The 17456-nt window shown below is 37.7% G+C and carries 16 protein-coding genes and 1 riboswitch; of the genes, 6 read left to right on the forward strand and 10 right to left on the reverse strand.

Annotated features, from left to right (window positions below; translation table 11 throughout):
• Positions 1-3: 3 nt before the first annotated feature.
• The 3 genes from ACFX40_RS01600 to ACFX40_RS01610 all read right to left on the reverse strand — a co-directional run bounded on the left by ACFX40_RS01600 (position 4) and on the right by ACFX40_RS01610 (position 3673).
• Positions 4-1089: a type III polyketide synthase gene (locus ACFX40_RS01600; RefSeq protein ID WP_028408006.1), complete on the reverse strand. Its 1086-nt coding sequence runs from the start codon at positions 1087-1089 to the stop codon at positions 4-6.
• A 224-nt stretch (positions 1090-1313) separates the two neighbouring features.
• Complete coding sequence (locus ACFX40_RS01605) at positions 1314-1856, reverse strand: GNAT family N-acetyltransferase (RefSeq protein WP_060746043.1); 543 nt, start codon at positions 1854-1856, stop codon at positions 1314-1316.
• Positions 1857-2248: 392 nt separating this feature from the next.
• Positions 2249-3673 carry an NAD-dependent succinate-semialdehyde dehydrogenase gene (locus ACFX40_RS01610; RefSeq protein WP_377253944.1) on the reverse strand — a complete coding sequence of 475 codons (1425 nt, stop codon included), beginning with the start codon at positions 3671-3673 and terminating at the stop codon, positions 2249-2251.
• A gap of 130 nt (positions 3674-3803) precedes the next feature.
• Between ACFX40_RS01610 and ACFX40_RS01615 the strand changes: the two genes are divergently transcribed.
• On the forward strand, positions 3804-4664 hold the full coding sequence (locus tag ACFX40_RS01615) for a LysR family transcriptional regulator (RefSeq protein ID WP_060746045.1): 861 nt from the start codon (positions 3804-3806) through the stop codon (positions 4662-4664).
• A 107-nt stretch (positions 4665-4771) separates the two neighbouring features.
• Here ACFX40_RS01615 and ACFX40_RS01620 read toward each other — a convergent pair whose 3' ends face one another.
• The 5 genes from ACFX40_RS01620 to ACFX40_RS01640 all read right to left on the reverse strand — a co-directional run bounded on the left by ACFX40_RS01620 (position 4772) and on the right by ACFX40_RS01640 (position 10963).
• Positions 4772-6082 (reverse strand): nucleobase:cation symporter-2 family protein, encoded by a 1311-nt coding sequence (locus ACFX40_RS01620; protein ID WP_028408003.1) that lies wholly within the window; start codon positions 6080-6082, stop codon positions 4772-4774.
• Between the two features lies 1 nt (position 6083).
• On the reverse strand, positions 6084-6677 hold the full coding sequence (locus tag ACFX40_RS01625) for a xanthine phosphoribosyltransferase (RefSeq protein WP_028408002.1): 594 nt from the start codon (positions 6675-6677) through the stop codon (positions 6084-6086).
• Positions 6678-6780: 103 nt separating this feature from the next.
• Positions 6781-6882: riboswitch (purine riboswitch) on the reverse strand.
• A gap of 97 nt (positions 6883-6979) precedes the next feature.
• A complete protein-coding gene (locus tag ACFX40_RS01630) occupies positions 6980-8497 on the reverse strand; it encodes a carboxypeptidase M32 (protein WP_377253946.1) in 1518 nt (505 codons plus the stop codon).
• Between the two features lie 124 nt (positions 8498-8621).
• Positions 8622-10559, reverse strand: coding sequence for an ATP-dependent DNA helicase (locus ACFX40_RS01635; RefSeq protein ID WP_028408000.1), 1938 nt, complete (start codon positions 10557-10559; stop codon positions 8622-8624).
• A 224-nt stretch (positions 10560-10783) separates the two neighbouring features.
• Positions 10784-10963, reverse strand: a complete 180-nt coding sequence (locus ACFX40_RS01640) for a hypothetical protein (RefSeq protein WP_028407999.1) — start codon at positions 10961-10963, stop codon at positions 10784-10786.
• Between the two features lie 332 nt (positions 10964-11295).
• Between ACFX40_RS01640 and ACFX40_RS01645 the strand changes: the two genes are divergently transcribed.
• Genes ACFX40_RS01645 through ACFX40_RS01660 form a run of 4 tightly spaced genes read left to right on the forward strand, consistent with a single transcriptional unit; the run spans position 11296 to position 15435 of the window.
• Positions 11296-12387 carry an ABC transporter ATP-binding protein gene (locus ACFX40_RS01645; RefSeq protein ID WP_252124311.1) on the forward strand — a complete coding sequence of 364 codons (1092 nt, stop codon included), beginning with the start codon at positions 11296-11298 and terminating at the stop codon, positions 12385-12387.
• Positions 12388-12423: 36 nt separating this feature from the next.
• Positions 12424-13671: an ABC transporter substrate-binding protein gene (locus tag ACFX40_RS01650; RefSeq protein WP_377253948.1), complete on the forward strand. Its 1248-nt coding sequence runs from the start codon at positions 12424-12426 to the stop codon at positions 13669-13671.
• Complete coding sequence (locus tag ACFX40_RS01655; protein WP_098333582.1) at positions 13655-14608, forward strand: carbohydrate ABC transporter permease; 954 nt, start codon at positions 13655-13657, stop codon at positions 14606-14608. The genes ACFX40_RS01650 and ACFX40_RS01655 overlap by 17 nt, the downstream gene beginning before the upstream one ends.
• A gap of 14 nt (positions 14609-14622) precedes the next feature.
• Positions 14623-15435, forward strand: coding sequence for a carbohydrate ABC transporter permease (locus tag ACFX40_RS01660; protein WP_028407995.1), 813 nt, complete (start codon positions 14623-14625; stop codon positions 15433-15435).
• 34 nt (positions 15436-15469) lie between these two features.
• Here ACFX40_RS01660 and ACFX40_RS01665 read toward each other — a convergent pair whose 3' ends face one another.
• A complete protein-coding gene (locus ACFX40_RS01665) occupies positions 15470-15964 on the reverse strand; it encodes a hypothetical protein (protein WP_377237728.1) in 495 nt (164 codons plus the stop codon).
• A 159-nt stretch (positions 15965-16123) separates the two neighbouring features.
• On the opposite strand from ACFX40_RS01665, the gene ACFX40_RS01670 reads away from it, so the two are divergent.
• Complete coding sequence (locus ACFX40_RS01670) at positions 16124-16252, forward strand: hypothetical protein (RefSeq protein ID WP_255257670.1); 129 nt, start codon at positions 16124-16126, stop codon at positions 16250-16252.
• A 44-nt stretch (positions 16253-16296) separates the two neighbouring features.
• On the opposite strand, the gene ACFX40_RS01675 is transcribed toward ACFX40_RS01670, so the two are convergent.
• A complete protein-coding gene (locus tag ACFX40_RS01675) occupies positions 16297-17442 on the reverse strand; it encodes a THUMP domain-containing class I SAM-dependent RNA methyltransferase (RefSeq protein WP_013082362.1) in 1146 nt (381 codons plus the stop codon).
• Positions 17443-17456: the final 14 nt, after the last annotated feature.

Here is a 17456-nt window from a genome sequence, read left to right on the forward strand (position 1 = left end):
GCTTTACCTCCACTCTAATAGAAGCATTTCAGAACTAAATCCAGGGCCAAGAGCTGTTAATAAACCGTATTCTTCACTCGAAATTTCTTTCTTCATAAAGCGGTCTAATACATACAAAACGGTTGCGGAAGACATGTTTCCATGGTTTTTAAGTACATCTAGGGAATCAGCAATCATATTTTCGTTTAGCGACAGTGTTGATACATATGCTTCAAGCACTTTTTTCCCTCCAGGATGAGCAACAAAATGCTTTAAATCCCGACTGGTCAAATGCTGTGTTTGTAAAAATGACTCAACTTCTCCGCCTAACCACGAATCGATAATCGTGGGAATATCTTTTGAAAAGACAACAAATAGTCCATCATTTTTGATCTCCCACCCCATTACATCTTCTGAATTGGGCATGAGTGTCGATTGTGTATGTAAAATGTAAGGATAGCTTTTTGCAAGGGCAAAAGTGGTATCAGCTTCGTCACCTGCGACTAAAGCAGCCGCTACTCCATCTGCAAATAAAGACGTACCGATTAAGTTGCTTTTTGAACGATCATTTCGCTGAAAAGTTAAACTGCAAAGCTCAATGGATAAAACAAGGACTTTAGCACGCGGAAAGGCTTTGCAATACTCATAAGCTCTTGAAAGCCCAGCCGCTCCTCCAGCACACCCTAATCCCCAAATAGGAATTCGTTTTGTGTGGTCTGAGAACGCAAGCTTATTCATAATTCGTGCTTCAATGCTAGGCGTAGCTAAACCGCTTGTTGAAACATAAAAAATAGCCTCAATTTCTCCACATGGCAAAGGGGTACTTACATAGTTCTTATTTGTTAAGCAGTCTTCAATTGCTTTTGTACCTAATTCAACAGCAGATTCTATAAAAGCATCATTTTTTTCTTCAAATGTATGGTCTTCTTGAAACCAAGATAAGTCTTTGGCAAAATTACGTTTCTCAATTTGACCATTTTGAAAAACGGTTAGCAGACGATTAATATCTTTAAACGATTCGGAAAAAAGTTCTTTTGCAAATAGCAGCGTGTCTTGCTGAGTTAATTCATAGGGGGGAACTCCAAATCCAACTGAGATAATCTTTGGCATACACTTCACCTCTTTGATTGCGTTACATTTAACATTTGTAATAGCTGGGGATTTATTCAATTCTTTTTTAGTGGAATGGAGGCGAAACATAAAAAAACTTTCCTGTAACTCAGGAAAGTCTACGTTTTGAAGAAGTGTATGTTTGTTGTGCACTTTTATTATAGCGCAAATAATCTGAATGTACAGATACAATTTATGGATTGACGAAAATAAGTGCTTATTTTTTATGAAAAGAAAATGGACATATAGATTTCATCTACATATTCATTGTTGAAATAAGCTTGTTCTTTCATAACGCCTTCTTGTTCAAATCCTACCTTTTTATACAATTCGTATGCCACTTTATTCGAAGCAAACACAGTTAAAGAAAGTTTATGAAGATTATTTTCTTTGCACCAGTTTAGCGTATAATTCATAAATTGTTTTCCTATTCCCATTCCCTGTGCTTTTGAAATAAGCCATGTACGGAAGAGCCCCGTGTGGCGCTTCATTTTAATTTCGCCTCTAAGAACACGTGCAATTCCAAGAACTTCATCTTCGACTTCAGCTACAACGTACATGTGATTGTTCTTTTCTACTGATGCAATAAAATCTTGCTCTTCTTGGACTGTGCGCGGCTCATCTTTTTGAATAAATTCACCGGCTTCAATAATTTCTCTTACCGCTGTTGTAATATGCTCTGCATCGCTTGCCTGCGCAGGGCGAATAGTGACTTCACGTCCGTCTTTTGCTTTAAATTTCACTATGTTTTTCTCTGCTGTAATCATCTATATCAACTCCTATATTTTTCACCATTCAGTACTACTATTTTGGTTCTAGCTTGCGTAATTTATCAGTGGTAAAGTTCTGCTTTTCATTTCATCTAACAAGCAATCATATGCATTTGTTGTATTACCCACGCTTTAGACAAAGCTAAACCATTTTTGAAATATTTATTCTTGCACAGACACCCTAGAAATGCAATTAATTGCGCTAAAGAACTATTATTCCAAATTTTCTTTACAAAAGTGCATAAAAAAAGCTAGGACACAACGAAACACCTGAAAGTTACGTCCACCTTAACAACAAAAAAATACGAACTAACAACCAACCATTTTGATTATTAGTTGCTAGTTCGTATTTCACTTCGACTAAAATATTTTTGTCCCTCTGCTTTTGATTAAAGTCCCATTGAGATATATTTTACTTCTAAATAATCTTCAATGCCGTAATGACTTCCTTCGCGTCCAAGACCACTTTCTTTAAAGCCGCCGAATGGAGCTTGAGCTGCAGATGGAGAGCCATCATTTACTCCTACAATGCCGTATTCTAACTCTTCAGATACAAACGTTGCTTCCTTAATGTTTTCTGTAAATACGTAAGCGGCTAAACCATAAGGGCTATTGTTTGCTCGTTCTACGGCTTCTTCTACTGTTTTGAATGTTGCTACAGGTGCCAATGGTCCAAACGTTTCTTCAAACATGCAATTCATGTCATCAGTTACATTTGTAATAATTGTCGGCTCCATAAAGAAACCGTTTTTAGTTGTTATAGCTTGTCCGCCAACCACAACTTTAGCTCCTTTACTTTTTGCATCCGCAATTTGTGCTTTTACTTTCTCAACCGCTTTATCGTTAATTAACGGTCCAATTTGTGTACCTTCTTCTAATCCATTTCCTACTGTTAATTCCGCCGCTTTTGCTGCAAATTTTTCAACAAAAGCATCTGCAATGGATTCTTGTACATATACGCGGTTTGTGCAGATGCACGTTTGACCTGCGTTTACGAACTTAGAAGCAATTACGCCGTTTACAGCAGCGTCTAAATCTGCATTTTCTGTTACGATAAACGGTGCGTGACCGCCTAATTCCAGCGATAATTTTTTCACAGTATCAGCAGCACCGCGCATTAAATGTTTGCCAACCGCTGTTGAACCAGTAAATGTTAATTTTCGGATACGTCCGTCTTTTTGCCATGTGTCACCAATAGCTGCTGCATCTCCAGTAACAACATTGATCACACCTTTTGGAACTCCAGCTTCTTCTGCGAGCTCTACTAAACGATATGCTGTAAATGGTGTTTCTTCAGATGGTTTTAGAACAATTGTACATCCTGCTGCAAGAGCTGGGGCCACTTTACGCGTAATCATTGCTGCAGGGAAGTTCCATGGTGTAATAGCTGCTACAACGCCGACAGGCTGTTTTTTAACCGTAATACGTTTATGCGTATGATGAGCTGGAATCGTTTCACCGTATACACGCTTTCCTTCTTCAGCAAACCAAGCAATATAATCATTGCCATACTGCACTTCACCTTTTGCTTCTGCAAATGGTTTGCCTTGTTCCGTTGTCATAATTTCTGCTAGTTCATCTTTATGATTTTCAATTAGTTGATGCCATCTCATTAAAATAGCACTGCGCTCTTGAGCGGTTCTTTTCGACCATGTTTTAAAAGCTGCAGCCGCTGCATCAGCGGCAAGTGCTGCTTCCTTTGCGCCTGCCTTTGGAATTTGTCCTATTACTTCTTTTGTTGCTGGATTGACTACATCAATTTTCTCTTCTGTTGTTGTCCATTCACCGTTAATATATAGTTTGTTTGGATACATCATTCATCCTCCTAGTTGTGTGAATTTCTTTGTGCTGTGTTAACTACACTATATACACTAGCATCTTCATTGATTTATGAGAACTTCCCTTCTATACTATGGGTATAACAAAAGGTTATAGGTGATAAATATGAAAACAGAATGGCTTGAGTCTTTTATTGAAACAGCCAAAACAAAAAGCTTAAGCAAAGCAAGCGAACAGCTGCATATGACGCAGCCCGCGCTCAGTAAGCAAATGAGAAAACTAGAAGAAGATTTAGGGGTAACATTATTTATTCGCTCCGCTACAGGAGTAGAATTAACCTCAGCAGGTGAAATTCTTTTACAAGAAGGTGAATCCATACTATCAAGCGTTCATGCTCTTCAAAAAAAATTAGTGTCTACGCAAGAAGCTTGTGATTTAACTATCGGAACGTGGCAGAGTATGGCTGCTTTTTACTTACCTTATCAACTGGCTTCTGCTAAAGATCACAATCGCCATATTGATATAAAAACCTCGCATCACTATTATGATTTGTTAGAGCAGTTAGAAAGCAATCAAATTGATGGGGCTTTATTTGATGATCGAGAGGTTCAACATACTTACTGGTCAAAACTATTATTCAAAGAAGATTTTTATTTATTTGTGAATGATCAGCACCCGTTAGCCGAAAAAGAAAGCGTATCATTTAAAGATTTTAAAGAAGAACCCATTGTAGTTCTCCCGCCAGGGTGCGATGTTCGGACACTAGTAGAAAAAGCGTACAATCGTCATAACTTAAAAATTTCCATTGCCAATGAAATTGAATTTGCGCAAAGTATTATGGGATTTATTTCAGCTAATTTAGGTATTTCAATTCTGCCTGAAATTTTTATGCGCCATTTACAAAGCTCAACCATTAAAGCGTTACCCATTACAGACTTCAAATTCAAAAGAGAAATTTCATTAGTGGCAAAAAACCCTGATGTGGGAAAAATGCTTTATACACTGTTTTTCAAAACACGGTCTTAATAGGAAAAACGAACAAATTAGGCCTATGTTCCCCATAACAATGAAAAGATCCGAACGATTAATCGTTCGGATCTTCTCAACTAAAATATTTTTGTCCTAGCCTCTTTTTATTTCGATACTACTTCATTTGTTAACTTTGTTTCTGCAACTTGCGTACGTGGTGATTTCATCATATTAAAGACAATATTTAAAAAGATTGCTGTAAAACTCCCCATTACAATACCGCTTCCAGTAAGAACTTGAAGACTATCTGGTAAGTTTTTGAAGAGTTCAGGTACAACCGTCACCCCTAGACCCATGCCAACCGAACATGCAATCACAAGAAGGTTTTCTTGTTTTGCTAAATCAACTTGACTAAGGATTTTAATACCTGAAGAGATTACCATTCCAAACATAGCTACCATTGCTCCACCAAGGACAGAGCTCGGGATAACCGTCGTCACGGCTGCGATTTTAGGTAGAAAACCCAAAACGATTAAAATTCCACTCGCTGCAAATATAACATTTCTTGTGCGAACACCTGACAATTGTAAAAGTCCTACATTTTGAGAATATGCTGTATAAGGAAATGCGTTAAAAAATCCGCCTAATAAAATCGCCAGTCCTTCTGCACGATAGCCTTTAGATAAATCTTTTTCATCCACTTCTTTTTTACAAATATCACTAACAGCAAAATAAACGCCTGTTGACTCGACAATACCAACAAGTAAAACAAGGAACATTGTCAGAATGGCCATAATATTAAAAGTTGGCATCCCAAAGTACAAAACATGTGGCATATGAACCCACGCTTCTTCTTTTACGCCGGAAAAATCTACTTTTCCCATAAAAGAAGCTGCGATTGTTCCAACAACTAATCCTAATAACACAGAGACGGAGCGCATAAATCCTTTTGTAAATCGATACAGAACAATAATTAATAACAAAACGCCAAAACCTAAACCTAAATTGCTCAAGCTGCCAAAATCTTTACTTCCTTCTCCTCCGGCTAAATCTTTAATCGCTACAGGAATTAACGTAATTCCAATAATCGTTACAACCGAGCCCGTAACTAAAGGAGGGAAAAACTTAACCAATTTACCTAAAAAAGCAGAAAGAAGGACAATGAGTAAACCAGCGACGATAATAGAACCATATATGGAAGAAACGCCGTAAGAACCTCCAATTGAAATCATAGGTCCTACTGCAGTAAACGTACACCCTAATACAACTGGAAGACCAATTCCAAAAAAACGATTTTTCCATACTTGCAGCAGAGTTGCCACACCACACATAAATAAGTCAATCGCCACTAAATACGTAAGCTGCTGCTGAGTCAAGCCAATGGCTCCTCCAACAATAAGCGGAACAACAATCGCACCTCCGTACATAGCTAAAACATGCTGTAAACCAAGTGAAAAGACTTTTCCTTTATTCATATTAAACCTCCACTGTTGGTTTATCTTCAGCAAATGTAACTTTACCATTTGATAAAGACTGAATGCGTGCTAATGATTCTACTTTAACGCCTGATTTACGAATTTGTTTTCCTCCATCTTGGAACGCTTTTTCAATAACAATCCCAATGCCGCCTACTTTAGCACCTGCTTTTTGTACGATATCCATCAAGCCGAATGCAGCTTGGCCGTTTGCTAAAAAGTCATCAATAATTAAAATCACGTCATCTTCTCGAATAAATTTATCAGCAACTGAAATTTCATTTTCTTCTTTTTTTGTAAATGAATATACTTTTGATGTAATGAGTCCGTCTTGAAGTGTTAAAGATTTTCTTTTTCTGGCAAACACCATCTCAACGTTTAGCTTCAATGCGGTCATAATCGCTGGAGCAATTCCTGATGATTCAATCGTTAAAATCTTCGTAATTCCTGCATCTTCAAAACGTGAAGCGAATTCTTCTCCAATTTCTTTCATTAATACAGGATCCATTTGGTGGTTTAAAAATGTGTCTACTTTTAAAACCGTGTCCGATAATACGATACCATCTGTTAAAATTTTGTTTTGCAAAGCTTTCATAGTTCGTTCCTCCAACGTTTGTATTAAAAAAGCTCAAAAACATAGCTGCACTCGTATATGAGTAGAGCAATGTCCTTGAGCTGTTACGCACAAAAGTGAAAAACAAACTTCATCGCTCACCCATAGTCAAACTATTTACGGTAGTTTGGTAGATACTTACGAGCCTTATTCTCGTCATTATATGAGTGCGTTATTGAGTTAATTGTATTATATCAGCAAATCTTTTATTTGAAAATATCTAAAAGCGATATTTTCGAACATTTACTTGCGATACAAAACATAATATTCGGTTATAGTGCTTTTTATACGTGATAAATTTCTCCATATTTCTTTTCTAGATATTGAATTAAATAATCTACATTTAAGCCTTCTCCCGTTACATCGTTTAAAATTTCAAGAGGCTTTTTCATTTTTCCGTACTGATGAATATGTTCTGTTAGCCAATTTGTAATCGGCGAAATTTCTCCTTTTTCAAGAAGTTCATCATAATTAGGCAAGTCTTTTAACATGGTATGCTTAAACTGCGCTGCGTACATATAGCCAAGAGCATAGGAAGGGAAGTACCCAAAGCTTCCTCCGGCCCAGTGTACATCCTGAAGCACGCCTTCTCCATCGTGACTTGGACGAACTCCTAAATATTCTTCGTATTTCTCATTCCAAATTTCCGGTAAATCTGCAACTTTATATTCTCCGTTTATTAATCCTTTTTCAATCTCATAGCGAATCATAATATGAAGAGGATACGTTAACTCATCTGCTTCAATACGAATAAGAGACGGTTTCGCCTCATTTACTCCTCGGTAAAAATCTTCTAAATCTACATCGTCAAATTGTCCCGGCGCATGCTTTTTTAGTACGTCGTAATGATGCTGCCAGAATGCCTTATTTTTACCGACAAACTGCTCAAAAAACAGTGACTGTGATTCATGAATTCCCATTGAAGTACCTTCACATAGAACTGTACCGACAAGATCCTTTGAAATATTCTGCTCATATAAAGCATGGCCGCATTCGTGAATTGTTCCAAAAATAGCCGTTCGAAAATCGTTTTCGGCATATTTAGTCGTGATGCGCACATCTCCCGGGTTTAAACCAGTAGCAAAAGGATGGACTGTTTCATCAAGTCGCCCCGCTTCAAAATCATAGCCAAGCGTTTTTAACACGTCTAGACTAAATTGCTTTTGCGCTTCTTTTGGGAAAGTACGGAATAAAAATTCCGTATTTGGCTTTGTATTCGACACGGCGATTCGCTGAACAAGAGGCACAATATGCTTCCGTAGCTTTCCAAATACCTCGTCTAAGATTTCAACCGTCATCCCCGGTTCAAAAAGGTCTAATAAACGATTATATTTGTTTCCTTCATACCCCCAATACTCCACAAACTTCTGATTGAACGCTACAATTTTTTCGAGATACGGTTGAAATAAAGCAAAATCTGCTTTTTCTTTTGCGTCTTCCCAAACCGACTCAGCTTTTGAAGTTAATGTAACGTATTCTTTATATTCATGCGGAGGAATCTTTTTATTTAAGTCATATTCTTTTTTACATTCTTCCACTGCTTTTTTCGTAATATCGTTTATGTAAGGCTGTGACTCAGGGTTCGTTAATTTCTCAATAAAACCTGCCATTTCATCAGAAACCGAAAGATTGAACGCTTCTGATGACATCATGCCAATAACTTCAGAACGCTGATCCGCCCCTTTTTTTGGAGCACCCGTCCTCAAATCCCAGTACATCACTCCGATTGCCTCGTGATAACTTTTGATTTTATTCATGTATTCATAAAACTGTTTCTCAATTTTCTGTATGTCTTCTCTCATTGTTTTTCCTCCTTACTTTCCTTATTTCACCATAAATTATTTTATCATAATAGTAACGGCGTGTATATAACTGAATATTCAATCTATTATACGTATAAAAAAACGCGGCTACAACCGCGCTTTTTTATACGTTTTCTATTTTTGTTGGGACATTTTGTTCAATGATTGAACGCACTTTTGAATCTGTGCTTTTTGGCATAAAGATCGTGATTAGACCCTTATCGTTATGAGAGCGAATCAGCCTTCCAACTCCTTGCTTTAAGCGAAGAAGCATATACGGCATATCTGCATCCCAAAATGGATCGACTACTTGATTGCGTTTTGCTTCAAAGACCGGATCATTTGGTGGATACGGCAGAGACCAAATAATTACATTAGATAGCGAAGGTCCAGGAATATCCAATCCTTCCCACAAATGAACAGCGCATAAAATCGTTTTTTCTTCCCTTTGGAACTGAGATACTAATTTACTGATTTCTTGATCGCCTTCAAATAAGAATGTGTACTGATTTAACTCTTTGGAAACTTCTTTGAACATCTCTAGTTCTTCTTTGCTGTTAAACAGTAAAAGTGCTCGTCCGTTCGTTTTTTCGAGCTGCGCAACAGCGAAGGCGAATTTTTCAGCAAACGCTTCTTCTTGATCATCTGAAACATTTTTTACCGCAATTTTCATTTGCTCATCATAATCAAATGGCGATTCAACGGAAAAAGAAAGCGGCTTTGCAATTCCTAAGCTATATGCTAAATAATCGAACGATTGGTTATCTGACAGAGTGGCAGACGTGAAAATGTATGGTATTTTCTTTGCAAATACTCGTTCTTTTAAGACGTCTTTTACTGCTTGCGGCATAATAACCAACGTCAGCTGCCAGTTGTTTTCTTCCACCCAGTAGATGGCATTTTCGTTGTCCATAAATAAGCGCAGCGAATAATCAATTTGATCTAGGTACTCATCTACAATTCGCAGCGTATATTCGTCTACTGTATAGGTCTCACTCTCAAACACAAGCTCGTTTCCGATATGCTCAAGCAGCGATAAAAGTTCTTTTCCTACACTTTGTAATCCGTTTGTACGGGCTACTTCTTTACGGCTAGAACCAACGATTTCTGTGCTTGCTTCACTTAAACGGTCAAAGAACATTGCGTACACATCGATAGCGTGCTCGATCTTCACAGCAAATTCTTCTCGCACGTCATTTTCTAATAGACGCGTTAACAAGTTTTCTAACGTATCTTCTTGAATTCGATATGTTAAAGCCTTTTGTGCAGCAAATTCCAGCAGGTGACCTTCATCAAATACAACACAGCTGCTTTCAGGAAGAAGGGGAAGCTGTCCTTCACGCTTGCGGGCTTCATATGTCCAAATGTGCTCCATGTAAAAATCGTGAGAGCAAATAATTAAGTCATGTGCTTTTCTATAGTGCTCACGTGAAAGCGTTAAGCCGCATCTATGACGCTGCTCACAGGAAGAGCAGTCTTGAAACGTATCCCAGTTAATTTGATTCCATTCCTCATCCGTTAAATGAGGATATTCTTTACGGTCTCCGTAGTGATAGAACGACTGCATACCGCTATGATCATGAACAAAATCAGGAAGCGTATCGTAAATTTCTTCAATGTTTTCATTATCTGTTCGTGCTGTCACAGCATCTAATTTCTTTAAACACAGATACTGATCTTGAGATTTTGCTAGGCGAACATCCATGTTAATATCTAAAATACCAGAGAGCTTGGCAATGTCTCCTTCGGCTTTTACTAACTGTTCAATTAATGTTTCATCCGCACAGGCAATAATTGCTGGCTTGCCAATATACCTTGCATAACAAATAGCATACAGTAAATACACAATAGTTTTTCCTGTTCCTACACCTGCTTCTGCAAAGATTACATTTTTTTCTTTAAAAGCTCGTTCGATTTGAAAAGCCATAAAAATTTGTTCGTCTCGAAGTTCTAACCCTGCGTCTGGAAGATGATCATAAAAAACATCACCTATCCATTCATTTAATTTGTCAAAAAAGTTTTCATCCCGCTCAATTGTAAAAGGCAACCGCTCTCTCATCATCGATACTGACTCCTTTATTTATGTAAATATCTATCAATAAAAATTAGCTTCACTTCTTTTTATCTAGTAAATTTCTCATGTAAGCAAAACTTAATTATTGACTACTTTATCTAAAATGTCAATAAAAAGAGCTGAACATAAAAAAGTTCTGCCTGTAAGGACAGAACCTTTTTGTATAAAAGCTGAGTGTATAGAACGCAAACGGAATAAGTGCTATTAAAAAATTAATTACAGCGGAATTTTGAGTCCGTGGAATGAGACAATAAAAAGGCCGCTTCATACTCGGCTTTTGCTTGTTCCAGCTGAGTAAGCGTCTCTCCGCTCACTTCTATTCCCTGCTGCATTAAATGATAGCTGTTTTCCAACGCTTGACGAATCATAGTGAACTGCGTGTTTCTATCCATTTATAAACATCCTCTCTCTGTAGTGCTTACTATAAAAGTGAATACTATCATTCTATACACCAGCTGTTTATTTTATTCCCAAAACCAGCATCTCTGGCTTAATAAATGGCTTCTTTCATTTAAGAAAATAATCGAACTTATTAAAATACTTTAATTCTCACTTGACATATAGGAATAATATATTTTAAAATTACTTACAGATTCAATCACTCAAAACTACATAATACAGGCTTGCCGGTCAACCGATAGCCTCTAATTGCCAGATACACGTACAATCCGTCTGTGCAATTAGAGGCTTTTATTTTTTTAAAAGCCTGCTGAAAGGAGAAAAAATGGCAGAACTGCAGTTACAGCATGTGTATAAAAAATACGGAAAAGATAGTCTTGCAGTTGATAATTTCAATCTTCATATTCAAGACAAAGAATTTATTGTGTTTGTAGGACCTTCAGGGTGCGGCAAATCCACTACCCTTCGAATGATCGCCGGCCTTGAATCGATAACAGAAGGAGAATTGCTTATTAATGGAGATCGTGCAAACGATTTACCTTCTAAGGACCGGGATATTGCAATGGTGTTTCAAAACTACGCGCTTTACCCTCATTTAACAGTTTACGACAACATGGCATTTGGCTTGCAGCTCCGCAAAGTCCCAAAACAAGAAATTGATGATCGCGTTCGTGAAGCGGCTCGTATTTTGGACTTAGAACCCTATTTAAAACGCAAGCCAAAAGCGTTATCAGGAGGGCAACGTCAGCGAGTGGCTTTAGGAAGAGCCATTGTACGGAATGCCCCAATTTTTTTAATGGATGAACCTTTATCTAATCTTGATGCGAAGCTTCGCGTACAAATGCGTGCTGAAATCAGTAAGCTTCATCAGAGGCTGCAGACGACCATTATTTATGTAACCCACGATCAAACAGAAGCGATGACGATGGCAAGCAGAATTGTAGTTATGAAAGACGGAAAAATTCAGCAAATAGGTTCACCTATGCAAGTGTATAATGCTCCAGAGAATACGTTTGTAGCCAGTTTTATAGGATCGCCGGGAATGAACTTTTTCACAGGAAAAGTAGTGAACAACAAACTGTACATCAGTGAACATGAGTTTCAGCTGACAGAAAATCAAATGCATTCGTTACATGAAAAAGGCTACAACAATCAGTTCATTACTGTAGGAATTCGACCAGAGCATATTACGCGCGCCTCTTCTGATGCATCTCATATTTCATTACCGGTAGAGGTGTCTGAGTTATTAGGAGCAGAGTACATACTATACAGTAGTTTAGGAGACCAGCTCTTTGTAGCTAAAATCCCTGGGGATGAACATATTCAAGTTCATCAGCACTTTCCATTTCATTTTCAAATGAATCATGCTCATTTCTTTGACCAAGCATCTACCAACCGTATCAAAATTGACCAATAACTATCTAAAAAGAATTCTATAAGTGGGGGAACTAAAATGAAAAAATTATTAATTCTGTTAGCAATGCTCACCGTGATCATCGCGGGCTGCGGCAAAAACAGTTCAACAAGCGGCGACAGCAGTGACTCTTCTAAAAAAGTAACCATTAACTTTACGCATTGGCGAGGAGAAGATTCGAAAGCTTTTGATTCTATCATTGAGCAATTTGAAAAGAAAAATCCAAATATTCATGTAGAAATGATCGTCTTTCCTTCTGATTCCTATCAATCACAAATTCAAGGATCTCTATTATCTGGAGAAGGTATCGATGTATTTGCTAGTTTTCCAGGAAGTCAATTTGAAACGATTCGCAAAGCAAACGGTTTTGCCAAGCTGGACGACCAAAACTTACTCAGCAAATTTGACGAAAAGCTAATCCAAGCGGGCAAAGCGGATAATACGCAATATGCTCTTCCTTATCAGCTAGTCTATAACATCCCTGTCTATAACAAAGGCATTTTTGAAAAACTAAATTTAGATGTTCCTAAAGATTGGAATAGCTTTTTAAAAACATCTGAAACATTAAAGAAAAATGGATATACTCCGATTTTATTTTCAGGAGACGTAAGTCCTTCTCAATTTATTAATCCAATGATTATGAATAACGAACCTACAAACAACGCCCTTCACGAAGTAGAAACGGGCAAGCGCAAGCTAACTGATGAATGGTTTATCAAAACCCTATCTCAAATTAAAGAATTAAATGACAAAGGTTACTTCCAAAAAGATGCTCTTGGTACGAAAAAAGAAAGTGCTGCAGCACTTTTTGCTCAGGAAAAAGGCGCAATGCTTGCTCAAGGTTCTTATATGATGGCTACAGTCAAACAGCAAAATCCGAAGATTGATCAAGGTTTGCTTGCCCCGATTACAGTGGATCAAGATAAAGCAAAATACGAAGGTGTTCATACCACGACATTCTTATTAGGTGTTGCTGAAAAATCAAAACACAAAGAAGCTGCTAAGAAATTTTTAACTTTCCTTGCAGATCCAAAGATTTCTTCTGAGTATGCGAATGCTACTGGCCAGTTATTAACGGTCAAAGACGTGAAATATGATTCACCTGAACTCAAAGAAAGCGCAAAATGGAAAGACAAAAAAACGGTCTTCCAACCTCGATTTACAATTTTAAATGAGCGCGTATCAAAAGCTGTTGAAACATCTGTACAGGACGTACTATCCGGTATGTCAGCGAAAAAAGCTGCTGAAAAAGCACAAGGAGAGGTAGAACGTGTCGCTAAAAACTAATACGTCTATTCAAGAAGAAGAAAAGAGAACCCCTTCGTTCTCTTTTCCTCTCTTTTCATTTAAAAGTATCTCTAAAAGCAGACATCTATGGTTGTTTTTACTTCCCGGTTTTATCATATATACTGTTTTCTTTGCATTGCCAACGCTTTCTGCTTTATTTTTAAGCACAACTGATTGGAATGGATTGTCTTCTCAGTTCTCATTTGTAGGGTTTCAAAACTTCAAAGAAATTTTAACAAACGATGCTATTTTTACACAGTCTCTTACAAACAACTTAAAGTTCACAATTGGCGTGCTGATCTTTCAAACGTTATTGAGCTTGGGCTTTGCACTTTTACTTTATAAAAATTCTGCATGGAATACATTTTATCGCTCACTCTTTTTTGTACCGACGATTATTTCGTCCGTGTCGATTGCCTTCACGTGGAACTTTATGTATGACCCCAACATTGGAGGAGTGAACCTATTTTTAAGTAAAGTAGGCCTTGAGCATTGGACCCAGTCTTGGATTGGAAATGGACATATCGCAATTTACAGCTTGGCTTTTGTACAATTTTGGGCACATACTGGTCAAATGCTTATTATTTTTGTAGCTGGAATTCAAGCTATTCCCAGTGAGTTATATGAAGCTGCTAGTATTGATGGAGCAACACGATGGCAAAAATTCAAGCGCATTACGTGGCCTCTTTTAGCTCCAGCTACGACAATGGTTGTGGCTTATACGACCATACAAAGTTTTAAAGCATTTGATTTAATCATTGCAATGACAAATGGAGGTCCCTCCAACTCAACTGAAATTCTTTCGACACTTCTTTATCACGAAGCTTTTATTAATTTTCGTTTCGGCTATGCCTCTGCCATTTCAGTTGTATTTATGATTGTAATTGCTCTTTTAACGTTTCTTCAATTTCGCGTACTTCGCTTGACCAAAATGTAAAAGGAGATTCTTTTATGAAACAAAACCCATTCAGACAACTGATTTTAGGAATATACGGTTTAATCATTCTGTTGCCCTTAAGCTTGGTTTTATTAACAACCTTTAAAACAACGCCCGAGCTTTACAGCAACCCAATCGGATTACCAGCAGGCTGGAATATTGAAAATTATAAACAGCTGCTCGTCAATGAACCTATCTTTGGCTATATTAAAAACAGCGTGATTGTTACCGTCTTTAGCACGTTTTTTATTCTATGGTTTTCAAGCATGATTGCTTACGCTATTATTCAGCTACCTCAAAAGCTTGGATGGATTGTATACGGCTTTTTTGTTTGCGGAATGATTGTCCCTACCCAAGTCAATATGATTCCTGTCTTTTTGCTGATGAATAAGCTTGGGCTCGTCAATACGCTAACAGGCGTCATTATCGTCTCCATAAGTTTTTTGCTTCCCATCGGTGTGTTTATTATCACGGGGTTTATGAAAACTTTGCCAAAGGAACTATTTGAAGCTGCTCGCATGGACGGAGCGTCAGAGTGGAAAATATATTCAAAAATCGCTCTTCGACTCTCAATACCATCAATGGCTACAGTAGGAATTTTTTCGTTTGTGATTGTGTGGAATGATCTGTTATTCCCTTTGCTCTTGTTAAAATCTAAAGAAGTAAAAACGCTGCCTATTGCACTATTGGACTTTCAAGGGGAATTTCTGACTAATTACCCTATGCTGTTTTCAGCAGTCGTTCTTTCTTCTATTCCATTATTGATTGCGTACGTGTTTTTGCAAAAGCATTTCATTTCAGGAATGACATCTGGAGCATTAAAATAGCGGGCAAGAAAATCACGCTTCCCTGCCTGCTCCTTTATTCTATAGGATTATTTTTTAAAGCACGCTGAGGTTTTGGTTTCTCTACTACTAGATGTTGGTAAACGTACATTAAAGCAGCTTTCAACAGAAAGATACCTAGCAAATGGTACTCTTTAAATGTGCCTACCCTAAAAAGCTTTGCACGGCTCATAGCTCGTTGAAAAGGATAAACAAAAAATGTATCTACGATTGCATTTAATAACATATACCTTCCAAAATGGCCATATGTGAACTTTTTAATCCATAAAGAACCTGCTAAAAATGGACCTAAAAGTAAAGCAGCTTCACCTGTTAGATATGGATGAGGAGGATGAGGGAATATCCACCACTTCTTTTTTTCAGCAATATAGCTTTCAACCATAATCAAAAAGGAAATAAACATAGTAGATGATAAATAACGCTTAATATGCTGTCGTCCTATAAAAGGGATGGTTAACCATGAAAGAAGCATCATCCCGCCAAAAATCCGTGCTGATCGATTTTTTCTCATTTTATCACCTCTTAGGTTTTAGTATGAGATTTCCCTTTCGTAAATATGTTAGAAATAAGCTGATCATTTCTCGTTTTAAGCCTGCTAGTAAAAAGAAATGAATACATATATTGCCCTGCTACTCGCCCATACTATAAAAAAACACAATGGGGTGAGTACATGCATGATTATTATGACGGACTATATAAATACCTGCTTAATGCCACGTTTTGGTTTATTTTATTAATTATCGTGCTCGGTATAGGCATGTTTGGAATGCTAGCTTATCGGGGTTTAAAAAAGAAATAACGTAAAAAAGCCAAGCTGGTTTTTACACCGCTTGGCTTTTGTATTTATTGATCGTTGCGTGGAGGACGAGGTCCCCAGTATTGATAGTAGTCTGTTTTAATAAACCCGTTAAACAATTTGCGTTTTTTCGTTGCTTTTTTACCGTAGTATTGTTCAAATTGTTCATGAGATGTCAGCATATAAATCGACCACGTATCAAGCTTAGAAAATGCTTCGCCCATTTCAGCGTACATTTTTTCAACAGAAGGACGATCGCTTAAACGTTCGCCGTACGGAGGGTTACCAATAATGATTCCATATTCTTTCGGCGTCGTAAAATCGCGCACTTGCATTTGTTTAAATTGAATTAAATCTCCAAGTCCAGCTTCAAATGCATTTTGCTCCGCTACTTTTACCATACGATGGTCAATATCATGACCAGCAATATCTAGCACTTGGTCGTAGTTCGCTAAGTCTTCTGCTTCTTCGCGCGCTTTGTCCCAAATACTTGCTGACATCCACGGCCACTCTTCTGATAAAAAGTCACGGTTAAACCCTGGTGCGATATTTTGACCGATAAGCGCTGCTTCGATAGCAATTGTACCAGAACCGCAAAAAACATCGACAAACGGGCGATCCGCATTCCACGGTGTTAGCATAATCAAAGCCGCTGCCAGCGTTTCTTTTAAAGGAGCTTCCCCTTGTCCTACGCGGTAACCGCGCTTATGAAGTCCTGCACCGCTTGCGTCAATTGTTAATGTAGCAACATCTTTTAATAGCGCTACTTCAATTTTAAACGTTGACCCTGTTTCTTCGAGCCAGCCTGTTGTTTTGTTATAATGTTTTTTCATGCTGTCAACAATTGCTTTTTTCACAATGCTTTGACAATCTGATACGCTGAACAATTTAGATTTCACGGATTTTCCCGATACAGGAAACTGTGCATCTACGGGCAAGTAATCTCCCCAATTTAATGCTTTTGTTTGTTCAAAAAGCTCATCAAACGTACGAGCTTTGAACTGTCCAACCTGCACTTTAATTCGATCTGCTGTACGAAGCCATAAATTGCAGCGAGCAATTGCGAGCTCGTCTCCTTCAAAGATAACCTTGCCATTATCTACTTCACATTCATATCCTAAAGCACGCACTTCTTTAGCGACCAGTGCTTCAATTCCCATTGCTGCTGTTGCAATAATTTTATATTTCGCCATTTTTCAACCTCATT

This window comes from Priestia sp. YIM B13552, from assembly GCF_042787775.1.
GTDB classification, from domain to species: Bacteria; Bacillota; Bacilli; order Bacillales; family Bacillaceae_H; genus Priestia; species Priestia megaterium_E.